Source organism: Bacteroides mediterraneensis (assembly GCF_016900355.1).
Taxonomy (GTDB): domain Bacteria; phylum Bacteroidota; class Bacteroidia; order Bacteroidales; family Bacteroidaceae; genus Phocaeicola.
Map to the genome: position 1 here is coordinate 1 of NZ_JACJKA010000027.1, position 16,107 is coordinate 16,107.

9 protein-coding genes are annotated in these 16,107 nt (G+C 42.7%); 1 reads left to right on the forward strand and 8 read right to left on the reverse strand.

The features are described from left to right. Positions 1–261: hypothetical protein (locus H6A28_RS12650; protein WP_204480665.1), on the forward strand; the 261-nt coding region annotated here is incomplete at its 5' end. A gap of 31 nt (positions 262–292) precedes the next feature. Here H6A28_RS12650 and H6A28_RS12655 read toward each other — a convergent pair. The 8 genes from H6A28_RS12655 to H6A28_RS12690 all read right to left on the reverse strand — a co-directional run bounded on the left by H6A28_RS12655 (position 293) and on the right by H6A28_RS12690 (position 15,895). Next, on the reverse strand, positions 293–1,177 hold the full coding sequence (locus H6A28_RS12655) for a carbohydrate kinase family protein (RefSeq protein WP_204475697.1): 885 nt from the start codon (positions 1,175–1,177) through the stop codon (positions 293–295). A 12-nt stretch (positions 1,178–1,189) separates the two neighbouring features. After that, positions 1,190–2,350, reverse strand: a complete 1,161-nt coding sequence (locus H6A28_RS12660) for an MFS transporter (RefSeq protein WP_204480666.1) — start codon at positions 2,348–2,350, stop codon at positions 1,190–1,192. A 53-nt stretch (positions 2,351–2,403) separates the two neighbouring features. Then, positions 2,404–4,596, reverse strand: coding sequence for an alpha-galactosidase (locus H6A28_RS12665; RefSeq protein WP_204480668.1), 2,193 nt, complete (start codon positions 4,594–4,596; stop codon positions 2,404–2,406). Between the two features lie 29 nt (positions 4,597–4,625). Next, a complete protein-coding gene (locus H6A28_RS12670; RefSeq protein ID WP_204480670.1) occupies positions 4,626–6,503 on the reverse strand; it encodes a DUF4980 domain-containing protein in 1,878 nt (625 codons plus the stop codon). A 130-nt stretch (positions 6,504–6,633) separates the two neighbouring features. Further along, on the reverse strand, positions 6,634–8,979 hold the full coding sequence (locus H6A28_RS12675) for a TonB-dependent receptor (protein WP_204480672.1): 2,346 nt from the start codon (positions 8,977–8,979) through the stop codon (positions 6,634–6,636). A gap of 201 nt (positions 8,980–9,180) precedes the next feature. Then, the gene (locus H6A28_RS12680; protein WP_204480673.1) at positions 9,181–10,986 is read right to left on the reverse strand and encodes a DUF4980 domain-containing protein; all 1,806 of its coding nucleotides are present in this window, start codon (positions 10,984–10,986) and stop codon (positions 9,181–9,183) included. 85 nt (positions 10,987–11,071) lie between these two features. Continuing rightward, positions 11,072–12,811 carry a RagB/SusD family nutrient uptake outer membrane protein gene (locus H6A28_RS12685; protein WP_204480674.1) on the reverse strand — a complete coding sequence of 580 codons (1,740 nt, stop codon included), beginning with the start codon at positions 12,809–12,811 and terminating at the stop codon, positions 11,072–11,074. Positions 12,812–12,826: 15 nt separating this feature from the next. Beyond that, the gene (locus H6A28_RS12690; RefSeq protein WP_430622428.1) at positions 12,827–15,895 is read right to left on the reverse strand and encodes a SusC/RagA family TonB-linked outer membrane protein; all 3,069 of its coding nucleotides are present in this window, start codon (positions 15,893–15,895) and stop codon (positions 12,827–12,829) included. Positions 15,896–16,107: the final 212 nt, after the last annotated feature.

The window sequence follows — 16,107 nt, forward strand, 5'->3', positions numbered from 1 at the left end:
TTTAGACTCTGGAAACATAGTGGTAATCGTTTAAATCTTATAATTCAGCACTATAAATTTAATACTTTTATCGCTATGTTTCTAATTATCACTGAAATATATTTATTACTATTTCGAACTCACGTTAAGTTAACTTTGCAAAGATATATCAAAGCAAGGAAAGCCTTTCAATCAAAAAGATTTTTTTCTTTATTATTAAGCAATAAAAATGCGGTTTCAGCTGTCACAGCCAAAACCGCATGCTTTTCAAATCTAACCTAAACTAAAAATACAAACTTATAAACCTTATTCTTTACATCTTGTCTCTCAGATATAATGGGAATTCAGGCATAGCTCCATTTTGAGTGCACACAAATGCTGAAACCTCTACGGCCAGCTCATGCGCTTCACGCACGGTCTTCCCTTTCAAGATAGAAGCGACAAATGTAGCGGTAAATGAATCGCCTGCTCCAACCGTATCTGCAACCTCCACTTTCGGAGTTTCTACAAAGGATACATTTCCTGGAGTAAATACGTAACTTCCGTTCACCCCACAAGTCAGAATCAACATCTTCAAGTTATATTTAGCCAGCAAAATCCAGCACTTATCCTGCAAATCAATACCCGGATAACCGAACATACGGCTCACTGTGACCAACTCTTCATCGTTAATTTTCAACACATTACATTTTCTAAAAGAGTTGCAAAGCACTTCTTTAGAATAGAATCCCTGACGAAGGTTGATGTCAAACACTTTCAGTGTGCCTTCCTTCGGCATAGCATCCAAGAACTTGTTGATAGTTTCACGAGAAACGACACTCCGTTGAGCCAAAGAACCAAAACAAACAGCTGTAGTCTGCTTTGCCAGTCCTTCCAATGCCACTGTATATGGAATATTATCCCAAGCCACACCTTCTTTAATATCGTAACAAGGAACTCCTTCTGCATCAAGTTCCACTTGTACCGTTCCTGTTGGATAAGGCACACGTTCAATCATACAATGCAGATTTTTCTCATAAAAGTTTTCCAGGATTTCAGTTCCCAACTTGTCCTCTCCTACTGCACTTACCGCACGTCCGTCAAGTCCGAACTGTGATACATGATACGCAAAATTTGCTGGAGCTCCACCAATTTTCTTTCCTTCAGGCAATACATCCCATAATGCTTCGCCAATGCCTACTACAATTGTATTATTCATAGTCTTGCTATTTTAATGTTTAATTTTCAATGTATAAAAAAGTAAATAAATCACACCGGCAGCCATCACTGCTACGGCTCCGTTCTGTCCGATTGTATCACTAGCAATTCCCATAAACAGCGGGAACACAGTACCACCGAAAAGTCCCATAATCATCAATCCTGACACCTCATTTTTCTTATTCGGCATCGCCAGCAAAGCCTGTGAAAAGACGATAGAGAACACATTGGAGTTACCAAAACCAATCAACGCAATGCAGATATAGATAATCGTACGTGAATCGAAAGCAAAGAGTCCGATCATGGCTAGAACCATACAAATCACACTGATCAGGAAAAAGGCCTTAGAAGAAACAACCCGTAAGATAAATGCTCCAGAAAAACAACCTAACGTACGGAAAATAAAATACAGACTCGTTGCAAATCCAGCTTCCGTCAATGTCATCCCAATGCGTTCCATCAGAATCTTCGGAGCCGTAGTGTTCGTACCCACATCAATTCCCACATGACACATAATGCCCAAGAAAGACAGCAGGATAAACGGCTTACCCAACAGTTTCAGACAATCAGCAAAGCTGGAAGCTTTATCCGGCTGTTCCTCAGTTATTGGTGTAGCCGAAAGCAAAAGAATTGCAAAGATAGCCACAATCATATAAATAGGGAACAACACTCTCCACCCTAAGCCAAACGTCGGAATGGTTTGCAAAGCTCCCCACATGGCCAGATAAGGCGCCAGGAAAGAAGCTATTGCTTTCACAAACTGACCGAAAGTCAATGTACTGGCCAATCGGTCACCAGAAATAATATTACTCAGCAACGGATTCAGAGAGGTCTGCATCAACGCATTACCAATTCCCAGCAAAGAAAAAGCACAAAGCATCAAACCGTAGCTGTCACCAAACATAGGCAGCACCAGTGACAAGAATGTCACTACCAAACTTAACAATACGGTTTTTTTACGTCCGATACGATTCATCAACATTCCTGTCGGAACAGAGAATATCAGGAACCAAAAGAACACCAAAGAAGGAAATATATTCGCCTCTGAATCACTCAGGCCTAAATCCTCCTTTACATAGTTGGATGCAATTCCAACCAAATCCACAAATCCCATGGCGAAGAAGCAAAGCATCACCGGGAAAAGTTTCGCATATTTCAATTGCGTATTAGTCATTTTCGTTTATTTTTAAACTATTTGTTTTATTTCTCTATTTCAGAGAATTTCATCTATTCGGCGGTTAACTCGATTACACGGCTCTGTCCAGGCTGAAAACGGAATACATCCAACCCCACTTTCATCAGATAGTCTCCAGAAAAAACCTTTTCGTTTTCTTTCAATGTGGAGTTAGTTCCAGGCATCAGATTGATCTCTTCTACCTTATACATCTTATTCGGATCCAGTCCTTGTAGTTTCAGTCGCATGAGTTTCTCTTGGAAACGAGGATAAATGTCATAAGCAAATACCACAGCTTTTCCACCGTCTTGACTCACATAATTCACAGCCATGTGATTGGATTCATAAGGTGAGACCAGACGGTATTGCACCCCATCCAATATCACCGGCTGCAAACGTTTCCAGTTAGCCACGGCAAGCTGGCAATATTGCAGTTCCTCCGCCTTCAGTTCTTTCAATCCAATATCAAATCCCAACTTACACATGGAAGCCATATCCGTACGGAACTTGATAGAAGCATTCTTGTTCCAGCTGGTAACATGCGCACACATTGCCTTTGCCGGGAAGAATTGAGAGAATCCCCACTGAATATAAGCTCTTTCCACCGGATCAGTATTGTCACTGCACCAGAACTCCGTGAAATATTTCAAGGCTTCATAGTCACAGCGGGCACCGCCACCGGAACAAAGCATCATCGGCACATCAGGATAATTCTCCTTTACCCGTTTCATGACATTGTAGACGCCTCTCACATGGTCAATATAAAGACGTCCCTGTCTTGTTTTCAAGTAAGAAGAATAAATATTCGTAATCGGACTGTTGCAATCCCACTTAAAGTAAGCGATACCCGGATTCTCTTTCAACAGTTTGTCTATGACACCATACACATAATCCTGTACCTGCGGATTACTCAAATCCAGCACCAGCTGATTACGGTAATAATAAGTGTCACGATTCGGATAATGAATTGCCCAATCAGGATGCTTCTCAAACAACTCGCTTTGAGGATTGACCATTTCCGGTTCAATCCAAAGGCCGAACTTCACACCTTCTTTCTGAGCAGCCTGTACCAAGGCATTGATACCACCAGGAAGCTTGTCAACCGTAGTTTCCCAGTCTCCCAGTCCTGCGGTATCCCCGCTACGCTTGTATTTGTTTCCAAACCATCCATCATCCAGCAGAAACATATCTACGCCGAGTTCTTTCGTTTCCCGAATCAAATCGACCAAGATATCCTCATTAAAATCAAATCCGGTATTTTCCCAGTTGTTCAACAAACTCAGGCGAGAACCTTTTCCGTCTTTCAACTGGTAATTACGTGCCCATTCCTGGAAATTACGGCTTCCTTCACCCGTACCTTTATAACTTAATGTAAAGATGAACTCAGGAGTGGTGAATACCTCTCCTTTTTCCAGTTCATAATTCGACGCATAAGGATTGATAGCAGGAATGACGCGCAAGTTGCCGACATTATCCACCTCGAATGTAAAACGGAAGTTACCAATCCACCCCAGTGTTCCCATCAGTACCTTACCATGGTTCTCTGAGGCAGGAGCATTCAGGCCGACCATAAAAAATGGCTGAGTATGCATAGCTGCACGACTTCCCAGCTTGGTATCTATCACTTTCTTTCCAAACTCCAGTTTCTGCGTACTCATTTGTACCTCTTTCGCCCAGTCCCCACTGAATTGAGTCAGGTAATAAGAAGGACAATTGAAATACAGCATGGCCGAAGCATAACGGAAAAGCTGTATCGGTTTTTTCTCCTGATGAGTGATTTCACTCCAGGTCTTGATGATATTCTCCTTTTCGTAAGCCACATAATGCAAGGTTACATCTACCGGATATTTGTCATCACGCAACAGAATATCGGTCTGTGTTCCTCCATCCACTTCTTTTGAAGAAGAGGACACATAATACAGCCACGTAGACGAATTCCCATCGGCATGTGTAATACCCACAGCCGGCTCAAAGAAGTCTTCATTTCCTGAGCCCGAATACACCTCCCATCCGCGAGTGGAGACACTCGCATCCGAAGCAGGATGTATCCGCCAGTCAAGGTTTTCCAATTCAGCCTCATGCAGTAATTTCTCACCCAAATAAGTTTGGTAAAGCCGTCCGTTTTCAGCTACCTGAAGCACCAAATCAGTCTGATCCGTAGAAATACGGATTATTTTCTTTTCGGCAGCTTCTGCATGCTGAAATACCAACAGCGCACCCAAAGCCGTCACAAAAAAGTTTTTCATGGTCATGTCTGTCTCTCGTTTATCGTTTATTACAACCCCAATTTATATATGTTCATATTATCCACCTTATAGTCAGCACCTTCACCATAGAAACGCAGTGTGTTGTATGGCTTGGTAGGGAATACCAGATTTGTCATGGCAATACGTCCGCCGTCTACAAAAATTTCAACAGAACATTTATCTACAAAGATATTCAAATGATAAGTTTTACCTTCACACAAGGAAAGCGGAGCCCATGTGCCCAAAGCAAAGTCATTCTTATAGTTGATTGACATGGTCTTGCGGTGGTCATCTGTTTCTTTTTCATGTACGTTTACCTCTCCGTAACGTGTCAAATCCACAATACCGCTTTCCGTACGGTCAGCCACCAACTTACCTGCCTTCATGTCTAGGTAAACTTTCATCTTCTCACCTTTGTCATTCAGCAACTCAAAGCCTGCCACCTGTGCTTTACCCGGAGTCACGTCCATTTCCAGTTCGTAAGCGCCATCCGTCTGCGGCACAATTTCGTCAATCTTATATTCACCCTTTACCGCAAAGTTATCCACCTTGCGAGTATCCTTACGCAAAGCTTCTGTTTCCTTCACCGCATTGGCAGCCATGTAAATCTGACCGTCTTTTGTGTAAAGAGACAATTCACGCGGCAATGCATTAGCACCACGATACTGGCGGATAGGAGTGGCATTGGCATACTGCCAGTTACTCATCCAAGGCACAGCAATCACGCGGTCGCCTGTATTAGAGAAGCAAACAGTAGCATAATGGTCTTTTCCATAATCCAACCATTTTGTTACTTCAGGCTTTGTGTCACATTTGAATTCCTTACCGTCAAAATCACCTACGAAATATTCTGTGGCACTACCTCCGAACATACATCCCGGGTTAATATTGACAATCATCACCCACTTCATCTTGTTCTTGTCACCATCTACCGGCAACTGAATAAAGTCAGGACATTCAAACTGATTAGGCTGTACGCCATATCCCTTTCCAAATCCACTCTGATATTCCCAGTCTTTCAAATTAGAAGAAGAATAGAAACGCATTTCCTTATCAGCAGAAACAATCATATACCATTTCTGAGCAGGTTCATACCAGAACACTTTCGGATCACGGAAATCTTTCAATCCGTCAAACGGAGTCAAAATCGGGTTTTTCTCGTATTTTGTATAAGTACGACCATTGTCATTGCTGTAAGCCATGCACTGAATCTGTCCGTGTTCATCACTGGCTGAGGTATAGAAAGCAATGATAGCGTCCTTTCCGTAGCCTGCGCTGTTATTTTTATCCACCACTGTACTTCCAGAGAAAATATGTCCCAAAGTATCACGGGCAATCGCCGGTTTCAAGTGATCCCAATGAATCAAGTCCTTGCTGACTGAGTGTCCCCAGTGCATATTTCCCCATTTAGAACCATAAGGATTGTACTGGAAGTACAAATGATACTCTCCATCTTTATATACCAAACCATTAGCATCGTTCATCCAACCATAAAGCGGGGTGTGATGATATACTGGACGGTAATAATCCGTATTAGTTGTATTAAATGTATCCGACAACTGAATATGATCCCAACAAACTGCATTGGCTGCAACCTTTCCAATTGTTACCGTAGCTTCTTTCACACCTGCAGGCAATTCGAACGGCACATAATATTCCACGCTGTCTACTGCCAGACGAATATCCATCGGTGTGTCAGCAGGACTACCTGTATCCAATTTCACCTTCCCTTCATTGGAAGATTCTTGAATAGGAAGCAACAAATATTTTGAAGGATTCTTTATATGTACAATAGTCAGAGTGTCTCCCTGATGCTCAAATACAAGGTCAGTCTTTTGTGATTGGCATGACCACATACCAGTCAAGAAAAGCGCACCCAATGTGAGGTTAACAAAATTCTTTTTCATGATACGTTGTTTTTTATTGAGATTAAAAATACAAATCATTCTTATTATTGAAATACCTAAACTGAAAACTTTTCAGACTCCGGCAGCCCGAAGGTCTGCCGGAGATATTTATTATCTAGAAAAATGAATGTCAGAATTTTACCTGTGCGGAGAATTCCACCGTGAACGGGCGGATATAACTTCCTGCCATAACCGTATTTGCATACTTTCCAGCGTCCTCTTTTGTCACCAGTTCTGCTCCGGCGATACTTCCTTTCGCACCTGTCTGGTTCAGGAAGTTAACTACCGAACATCCCAATGACAGCTTCTTATTTACTTGCCAGTTTAACCCACCGAAAGTTTCCCAACGGCCATTGAAGTAATAGGCATCGTTGATATTGGCATAAGTCTTGCTGAAGTAACGGAAACTTGTCCAGATTTTCAAGTCTTTCGTAATCATGTAGCTCGGGTCGATTTCCACAATCACCTGCGGAATTTCCGCTACGATATTACCCGTAGCATTAATCTGGCCTACATAATCGTCAGAGAATGTCACTGAAGTTTCGTATTTCTTATAAGTCGGCTTCTGATAAGTGAACAGGAAGTGCAGATCGAATCCTTTGAACGGATGTGTCACCACGTCAGTAGTCCACCCCAAGGTCTTAATGTCATAAGTCAACGGGGCAGCCAAGATTTCATTCACTCCATCCACACTGTGCTGCAGGTTCAATGTAGAGTTATTGTTGGTCTTCGAAATGTAAGAGAACAAAGAAGTCAAGCTCAACCATTCATTGTTGTAATAAATACCCACACGTCCCAGAGGCACTGAAATCTTGTCGACATTCGGAGATACAGCCGGTGCGAAATTCTCCAGTTTCGGATGCTGTGTAATATAAGTGAAGTCACCGGTAAATCCGAATTCTTTCGTCAGCTTATAGGTAGCAGCTGCACTCAACGCATAGTTGAACCAGTCATAGTCCATCGGAGTCGGTGCGATGACTGTTCCGTTAGGAGCTGTAGCCCCCAAATGATAGTCGGCGAAACGTCCTACGAAGTTACCTTCGGCATCTTTTACGGCTGCATTGTTTCCACGAAGTGCCTGATACTCCAGACGTGCACCATAGTAAAGGTTGAACTTGTCTGTCACATCCCAGTCGTGAGTGAAATATACTGCCAGTTTGTTTTCATGACCTTTATAATATTCCGATGCGTTCTTGTTAAAGTCGTAATAGTATCCGTTACCATCATACGAACGAGAAGTAGAAGTCGCATAATTCGGATTATACAGACGAACCGGATAACTTCCGTCAGTCGGTACTGACTGGTCATACATAGTGGTATTAGATGCATAATCTATGTCATAATACCATTCGTTCAATCCCAGACGCCAGGTTCCGTTCGACAACTTACGGGAAAGTTCCGTTGTAAACATAAATTCATCAATGAGTCCGCGATTCAGACATGACATACGGCTCTGCACATATTCTCCGTTGTATGCCTGCATACGGCCATCTTCCCCTTCATACTGATAATTGATGCTACTGTTCGCACGCTGTGAAAGTTCCATCGGAGTCTGGTACACACAAGAACCGGTCGCATGATCATATTTCATAATCACCTTCCATGACAGGCCGTTGTCCCAGTTATAGTTATTCATCAAGGTCACTTCACTACCCTTGTTCTGCACCGCATCATACAAGCTGGTTTTCTTCAGTTCACCTGTCCGCATGTCACGGTACACCATTTCATTGTCAACCGGCAGGTAAGAAGTTGTACCCAAAGCAAAAGCGCCCAATTCTCTCACACTACCATCACCTACATAAACAAACGGAGCCGACTGAGTGGCATACATATATACCGGATGGCTGTTGCTGTAATGATACATGGCCGTAAACTCACCGCGGTTCTGACTGTAACGCTTTGTCAAGGCAAACTTGTAGATTTGCGTACGATCCTGGAAAGGAGTCGATTTGATTTTGAATGTCCCCGGGTCAAAATCCTGGTAAATACTTCCACTATAGAACCAGTCCTTGGCAATTTCCCCATTCAAGTTCAATGAAATCTCCTGCATGCCAAAATGATTGGACTTGTAATTCAGGGTTCCGTTGAAACCTTTTTCACCCAGCTGAGTAAAAGAGTTGACTGCATAACCGATATTTCCTGTCGTAATGGCTGTTTCTGAGATTTTCAGCAACCCGACATGACTTAAACTGGCATCTGCACGCCACAAAGAGTTCACACTGTGAGGATTGGTAGCATAGGTTACTGGAATTCCATTTTCCAGCACATTCACATCCGCAGAGGGAAGACCAATCTGAATTTCACGAGGTCCATTCGCACTCGCAGCGTTCAACATGACATTACGGTTTCCTTCTTCCTTGGAACTACCGTCATTTGAGGATTTGTTTTCTTGTGCATATCCGTTCACACAAGCCAAAGCGAGCAGCAACACTGCAGCTCCCATACGATTAGAAAACTGTTTTTTTTCGGCCTTCATAGCATTTTAATTTAGCATGTTAGCATGAAAGTTGTTTTTATTTGTTTGCTGCAAAAATAGGCAATCGGCTCATATAGAAAGATAAGGAATGTTACATCCTGTGACAATATTGTTGCATGAAACAAAATTGAAACAGGATGAAACATTTTTACAAGCAAAAAAATCCTCATCCGGAAGCTGTTTCCACATGGAAACAGCCCGTTACTGCAGTTTATATACCCGCAAGGTCTTCACATTATAACCTTCTTTATCCGACTCAAACAACATCTTATGATAAGGTGCGGACGGGAACACTAGGTTTGTCATCACAAACTTTCCTTCTTCCCCAAAGGCCTCGATGCTGGAACGGTCTACAAACAGACGCAACGTCAACTCTTTTTCTGCAGTCACAGGAGCCACTGTCACTGCCGGAAAGTCACTGCTGAAATCTACTTTTCCACTTTGGCTGCGATCCATCACAAACTGCTTGCGCGGCACATCGTAGTACATGGAAACCTTGTCACCCTTGTCGTTCAACAAGCTGAAGGCAATCTTTGATGCGCCCGCATTCTGAATCACCATCTCAATCTCATAAGCTCCCTTGTTGTCTTTCAACAAGCTTGCCACTTCATGATGACCAGCGACCTTGAATGAAGGCACAGAAACCTTCTCACCACGAGCTTTCTTGATTTCCTTGGAAGGAGTACTCTTCAGATACAGTTCTCCCCCTTCACGATAAATTGTCAAATCGCGCGCAATGGTATTAGCGCTGCGGTACTGACGGGTCGGCACATTGTTGGCATATTGCCAGTTGCTCATCCATCCTAATGCCACGCAACGGCCTTCAGGGGCATTGTTCCAAGTGACAGTGGCATAATTGTCCTTACCCCAGTCCATCCATTTGGTCTGTGTCGGGAATTCGTTCACGAACTTCTTTCCATCAAATGAACCGATAAAATATTGTGCGGCGCTACCCCCGAAAGGACCACCCGGATTCAGGTTACAAATCAGCACCCATTTCTTCTCACGGGTACCTTCTACTGGAAGCTCAACCAAGTCTGGGCATTCCCATACACCTCCGTGAGCACCCTGCATGGCACCGAATTCACTTTCTTTTTTCCAGTCCTTCAGGTTAGCAGAAGAATAAATCTCCATATGCTGACCCACTGCCAGGATCATACACCAGTGTTTGCCCGGTGCATACCAGAACACTTTCGGATCACGGAAATCTTTCTCTTCAGAAGTCACGATCGGATTTCCTTCATATTTTGTAAAAGTCTTTCCATTGTCCAGACTATAAGCCATGCTCTCTGCCTGCACGTCTCCCCAAGGAGTAGACTTAGCTGAAGTATAAAAGGCCACTATGGCATCCTTACCAAAGCCTGCCGTATTCTCATGGTCTACCACACATGAACCACTGAAAATAGCTCCCCATGCATCCGGAACGATGGCACAACCTTCAAATGTCCAATGTGCCAGATCAGTACTGGTAGAATGTCCCCAGTGCATGTTTCCCCATACAGAACCGTAAGGATTGTACTGGAAATACAGATGATAAACTCCATCTTTATAGAACATACCGTTCGGGTCATTCATCCAGCCGTATGCCGGTGTGTGATGATAAACCGGACGGAAGCTTTCCTTGTTCGCCATATCGAAAGAATCAGACAGCTTCAGTTCTTTCCAACAAAGTGCATTTTCAGGAACTCCCTGTATGTCGATAGAAATGTGTTGTCCTTTATAAGCCGACAACGCAAATGGAACGTATGAGTCTACTCTTTCACGTGCCAAACGCACATTCATGAAAGTACCTTCCTGTTCATTATCCTTTACCACACAAATTTTACCTTCCGGTGCATCATCCTGTATAGGAAGAATCAGATAGTTTTCTTTCACATCCAGAGAAACAATACTCTGTTCACTTACCAGATGACGAACTGTCCACGCAGATTCCGCTTGCACAATAGGAGCCATTCCTAAGAAAAGTCCTAAAAGGGCTGCTTTCATTGTATAGGCATACTTTCTCATAAAATAAATTTGTTATTGGTCATTATAAACTAATAACTTTCCCCTCCCTCCCCTTGCAAGGGAGGAAAAGGAAAGTCAGAATTAATTATTCATATCCTTTATTCTGTGTGTACAATCCAGGAATATAGAACATCTGGTTGTAAGGCACAGGGAAGAATTCGTTCTTCTCAGGAGTGAAATGAGCGTCCTTGTAATACTGTCCATAAGTCTGACCCTCATATACGTCATTCTGCTCACTCTGGAAGTACGCATTCAAAGTCTTTGAAGCAATACCCCAACGACGCAAATCAAAGAAACGTCCGTTTTCCATGGCCATTTCCAGACGACGTTCCCAACGCAGACATTTACGGGCAATTTCCTTGTTAGAGAAATAACCTTCCGGATAGAGTGCAATTTCACACTGGTCTGCAGCATAGCTGATATGTTTGGAAACTGACTGCTTTGCACGATTACGGATATCATTCACGATGTTCTCTGCTTCGTCCAATCTGTTCAGTTCAATCAATGCTTCCGCACGCATCAGCATCACGTCCGTGTAACGGAATACATAATCATTCATTGCAAAAGCCTGCCATGAACCGTTGTAAGTTTCTCCCTCAGAACGTTGCGGTACTTCCTTCAACGAAGTATAATATCCATACGTATTCGGTGTACGTGAATTGGCGGTAGTCATGGTATATTCAGCCTCATACTTGTAAGGGAAAGTCGGCATACCTACTGTATGGAACAAACGTGGATCCCATTTCTGCTCCGTAGGCTGACCATTAATCGGATAATCAATCTCGTTATTATAGTCATCAAACATCGGCAGACCGTTTTTGGTCTTGAAGGCATTCACCAAATTCTGAGACGGCTTGTGGAAATCCCATCCGCAAGACCACATCTGCCAACAGCCATTCAGCATATTCGACCAGTTGGCACGTCCGTAAGTGGTATTGTCATCCTCATAATCAGAGCACTGCACCGCAAAGACAGATTCTTTACTATTCTTGTAGGCCGGTAAGAAAATATCTCCATAATCTTCCAAATATCCGTAATCGGAAGACACAACCTCATCCGTATAGTCTATCACCTTCTGCATGTATTCAGAGTTGATATGGCTTTCACCCGTAGTAGCTTCATATCCGTCTCCCCAAGCCAAAGTCAGATAGCATTTAGCCAGATAAGCAGCAGCTGCTACCTTATTAGCCCGGCCATCTTCACCCGGTCCTTTCACCGGCAACACGTCATAAGCTGCTTTGAAATCATCAATCACTTTCTGGAACAATTGCTCGTAATTCAATGCAGTATTGCTAACCTGTTCATACGAATTATCTTCCACTACTTGTTCGTCAATCCAAGGAACCTGACGGAACACTGTAAGCAGTTTAAAATAGAAGTGCCCACGCAAAAAACGCATTTCGGCTACCCGTTGCGTTTTCACATCTTCGCCTAATTGATCGCCATTACGTTCCAACGCAATCAATGCACGGTTGCAACGAGAGATAGCCACATACAAACGATACCAAAGTTCATCCATCTCACCCGGAGTGGTAGGGGTCAGTGTAGTCCAGATATCAAAGGCATGATAACCTGTATCCGTCGTTCCTGAACCACCTTTCAGACAGTCATCTGAACTCACGTCACCATAAGGGAACAAGTTGAACGGGTAAGTGTACCAGCAGTCGCCCAACATAGCGTAAGCCGCATTTACCATTTTCTCCGGATCTGAGAAAGCCTTATCTTCATCTACTACTGCAGTCGGAGTATAATTCAAAAAATCTTCACAGCTACTCAATGACAAACCGAGTGCACAAGCTGCCAGCAATATATATTTTTTCATCATTTCCTTTATTTTAAGTTAGAAACCAATTTGTAAACCAAATGATACAGAAGTTGCAAGCGGATAATTCCAGTTCGGGTTTTCCGGATCCGGACAAGTCAGACTCTTGCTCTTGATAGTCAGCAGGTTTTGACCAGACACGTAAACTCTGGCACTAGTCATCTTAAACTTAGACAAGAAAGTAGTGGGCACGGTGTATCCAAACTGCAATGTACGCAATTTCATATAGGATCCGTTTTCTACATAATAGCTGGAAGCTCTACCTTCATCTGCTGTATTGTTTGTAGTCAAAGCCGGAATAGTAGAACCCGTGTTATTCGTGTTCCAAGCACCCAGCAAACGGTTTCCTTTGTTAGAACCCGCATCCACAATACTCCAGAAGTCTGTCTGCGCTTTCTGGTTATTGTACACATCCTGATCGCAAACACCTTGCCAGAACATCGTCAAATCGAAGTTCTTGTAGTTCAACGCAATATTCAAACCATAAGAGAAAGCAGGTACCGGATTATAGATCCACTCCTGGTCATCCTGAGTAATGATGCCGTTTCCATCTACATCTTTATATTTCAAACCACCTACACGGGCATTGGCCTGTCCGGAAGCATCCACTTCAGCCTGGTTCTGGAACAAACCTTCCACGATATATCCTACTGAAGAACCATAAGGCATGCCTGACTCTACCAAGTTTTCTCTTGAAGTATGAGCATAAGCTCCGGTAGTAGTTGACGGCAGGTAAGTAACCTTGTTACGGAAGAAGTCTACATTGGCACTGACATCCAAGCCCAGTCCACAGGCCAGTGACTTACGGTATCCTACATTAAATTCCATACCCCAGTTACGCAAAGAAGGACCGTTCAACCAAGAATTACCACCTTCACCAATGGCACCCAGATAAGCCGGAGAAATCAACATATCACCAACATTCTTCACATATCCATCGATGGTACCATACAAACTACCGTTCAAGAGAGTAAAGTCAGTACCCACGTTATACTGTGTAGCAGATTCCCATTTCAAATTAGGATTGGCAAGCTGAGTTGCACGATATCCTGAAGGGAAGGTTCCTGAACCTTGGAGATACAAGTCGTATGCAGTTGAAGTCACACGGTCCAATCCGTAATCCACTACATACAAACCAAACTGTGCATTGTTATCAATTGCCTGGTTACCAGTTTGTCCCCAAGATAATCTCACTTTCCAGTCATCCATCCAGCTTGCTTTGATCCATTTAGATACACGCAAACCCAATGTAGCTGCTGGGAAAGTACCCCAACGGTGACCTTTACCAAAACGAGAAGAACCATCTTGACGGATTGTAAATGAAGCCAAAACCAAGTCATCAAAGTTATAATCAATCTTTCCAAAGAAAGAAGCCAGACGGTAACCGACTTTCGCACCTGTATTCTTCATGACGCCTGTCGCAGCATTCGGCCACATATAATCTACATCTTCCAAGGCATAACCTTCTGAATAAGCACCGAATTCAAGTGAACTCTGCTTTGACAATTCAGATCCAACCAAGACATTGAAATCATGTTTCTTCGCCACTTTGAAATTGTAATTGATGGTATTTGACCATGTCCAGTTCACTTCATTCTTATTTGTCAATGTCGTCTTAGCGATGTCATTGTTGACGATATCAGAATGGAAAGTATGCGTCATTGAATTAATCAGTGAGTTATACGTATCAATACCAAAGTTGGAACGGAACACAAAACCTTTAAAAGGTTTGATATCTACATATCCGTTACCAAACAAACGCCAGTAGTCCAAATGGTTGTCTTTGTTGTGATACAATTCACGCAACGGGTTCTGACGGTCGCTCATACCACCTACCGGACCCGCGAAAGTTGTTCCATCAGTTTCATATACCGGTACGGTCGGTGCCATCTTTAATGCATTTTCCATCGGTGCACAGTCTACTTGACTTGAATAAGTCACTGTAAAGTTTTCACCGATAGTGACATACCTATTTATATTATAGGATGAATTCATACGGGCTGAAATATTTTCAAAATCCGTATACTTCAAGATACCATTGTTTTTCTTATAACCCAAAGAGAACATCGTTGAATGTTTGTCATTCGCATGCGAAAGAGAAAGGTCATAATTCTGAGAGAAACCAACTCTTGAGATTTCATCCAACCAGTCTGTATCAGAATAACGCATGGTCTTCTTGCTGTTGATGAATCCGTCATACCGGCCATTGACTGTATAATTTACATATTGGTTTGTTTGCGGATTCCATACCGTAATCGGAGTTCCTGATGCCGCATTCAAGTCCAAGCCGTAGTTGTTGGCATAAGCCACCGGATCCAATCCATCATTCAATGCAGCTTGCGCCATGGCTGTAGCATATTCAGATGAATTACATACATCCATCAATGACTGAGAAGAATAGAACTGAGCAGTCAGATTAGCAGAGAAATCTACTTTCACCTTATCAGCCTTCTTACCTTTCTTAGTAGTAATGATGATCACACCATTAGAAGCTCGTGAACCATAGATAGAAGCAGAAGCCGCATCTTTCAATACCTGCATACTCTCAATATCATTGGCATTCAATGAATTCAGAGACATATTGGTAGGCACACCATCAATCACATAAAGCGGATCCTGAGAAGAGTTAAAAGAACCGATACCACGAATACGTACCGTAGCCGTACCACTCGGAGAACCATTAGTCGTAATCGTCATACCAGCCACTTTTCCTTGCAAAGCTTTCATCGGATCTGGATCCGGAGCTGTTTTCATGGCATCTGTTGAAACCACAGCAACCGAACCTGTCAAATCGGCCTTACGCTGAGTAGTATAACCTGTTACCACCACTTCCTGCAGCATTTCCGTATCTTCTACTAAGTCTACATGCAAAACTGCCGCAGCTTTCAAGGTTTGAGTTTTAAAACCCACATAAGAAATTACAATTTCTGCTCCTTGTTTTACTGATAAAGAGAATTTACCATCAAGGTCAGTAATCGTACCATTTGTTGTACCTTTTTCAAGAACGGAGGCTCCAATAATCGGCTCCCCATCAGACTTCGAAATCACAGTTCCTTCGACCTGCAAACTTTGCGCTTGCAATACCATACACACCATTGAAAATAGGAGTGTAAATAAGAATGCTCTTTTATGGCTTTTCATTTACGCATAAGATTAAGTTAAACATTAAGTTGTTTCATTCAATTAACCATTTTAAAAACGGCGATGCAAAAGTACCTTTCAGTCATTAATATATATTTAAAAAATGTTTCATCCTTGAATAATTATGTTGCATGAAACATAGTTACTCAAGGATGAAA

Bases quoted from the DNA above. Each gene is read 5' to 3' on its own strand.
- H6A28_RS12655 (WP_204475697.1), bottom strand. From the start codon at position 1,177: ATGAATAATACAATTGTAGTAGGCATTGGCGAAGCATTATGGGATGTA.
- H6A28_RS12660 (WP_204480666.1), bottom strand. From the start codon at position 2,350: ATGACTAATACGCAATTGAAATATGCGAAACTTTTCCCGGTGATGCTT.
- H6A28_RS12665 (WP_204480668.1), bottom strand. From the start codon at position 4,596: ATGAAAAACTTTTTTGTGACGGCTTTGGGTGCGCTGTTGGTATTTCAG.
- H6A28_RS12670 (WP_204480670.1), bottom strand. From the start codon at position 6,503: ATGAAAAAGAATTTTGTTAACCTCACATTGGGTGCGCTTTTCTTGACT.
- H6A28_RS12675 (WP_204480672.1), bottom strand. From the start codon at position 8,979: ATGAAGGCCGAAAAAAAACAGTTTTCTAATCGTATGGGAGCTGCAGTG.
- H6A28_RS12680 (WP_204480673.1), bottom strand. From the start codon at position 10,986: ATGAGAAAGTATGCCTATACAATGAAAGCAGCCCTTTTAGGACTTTTC.
- H6A28_RS12685 (WP_204480674.1), bottom strand. From the start codon at position 12,811: ATGATGAAAAAATATATATTGCTGGCAGCTTGTGCACTCGGTTTGTCA.
- H6A28_RS12690 (WP_430622428.1), bottom strand. From the start codon at position 15,895: ATGGTATTGCAAGCGCAAAGTTTGCAGGTCGAAGGAACTGTGATTTCG.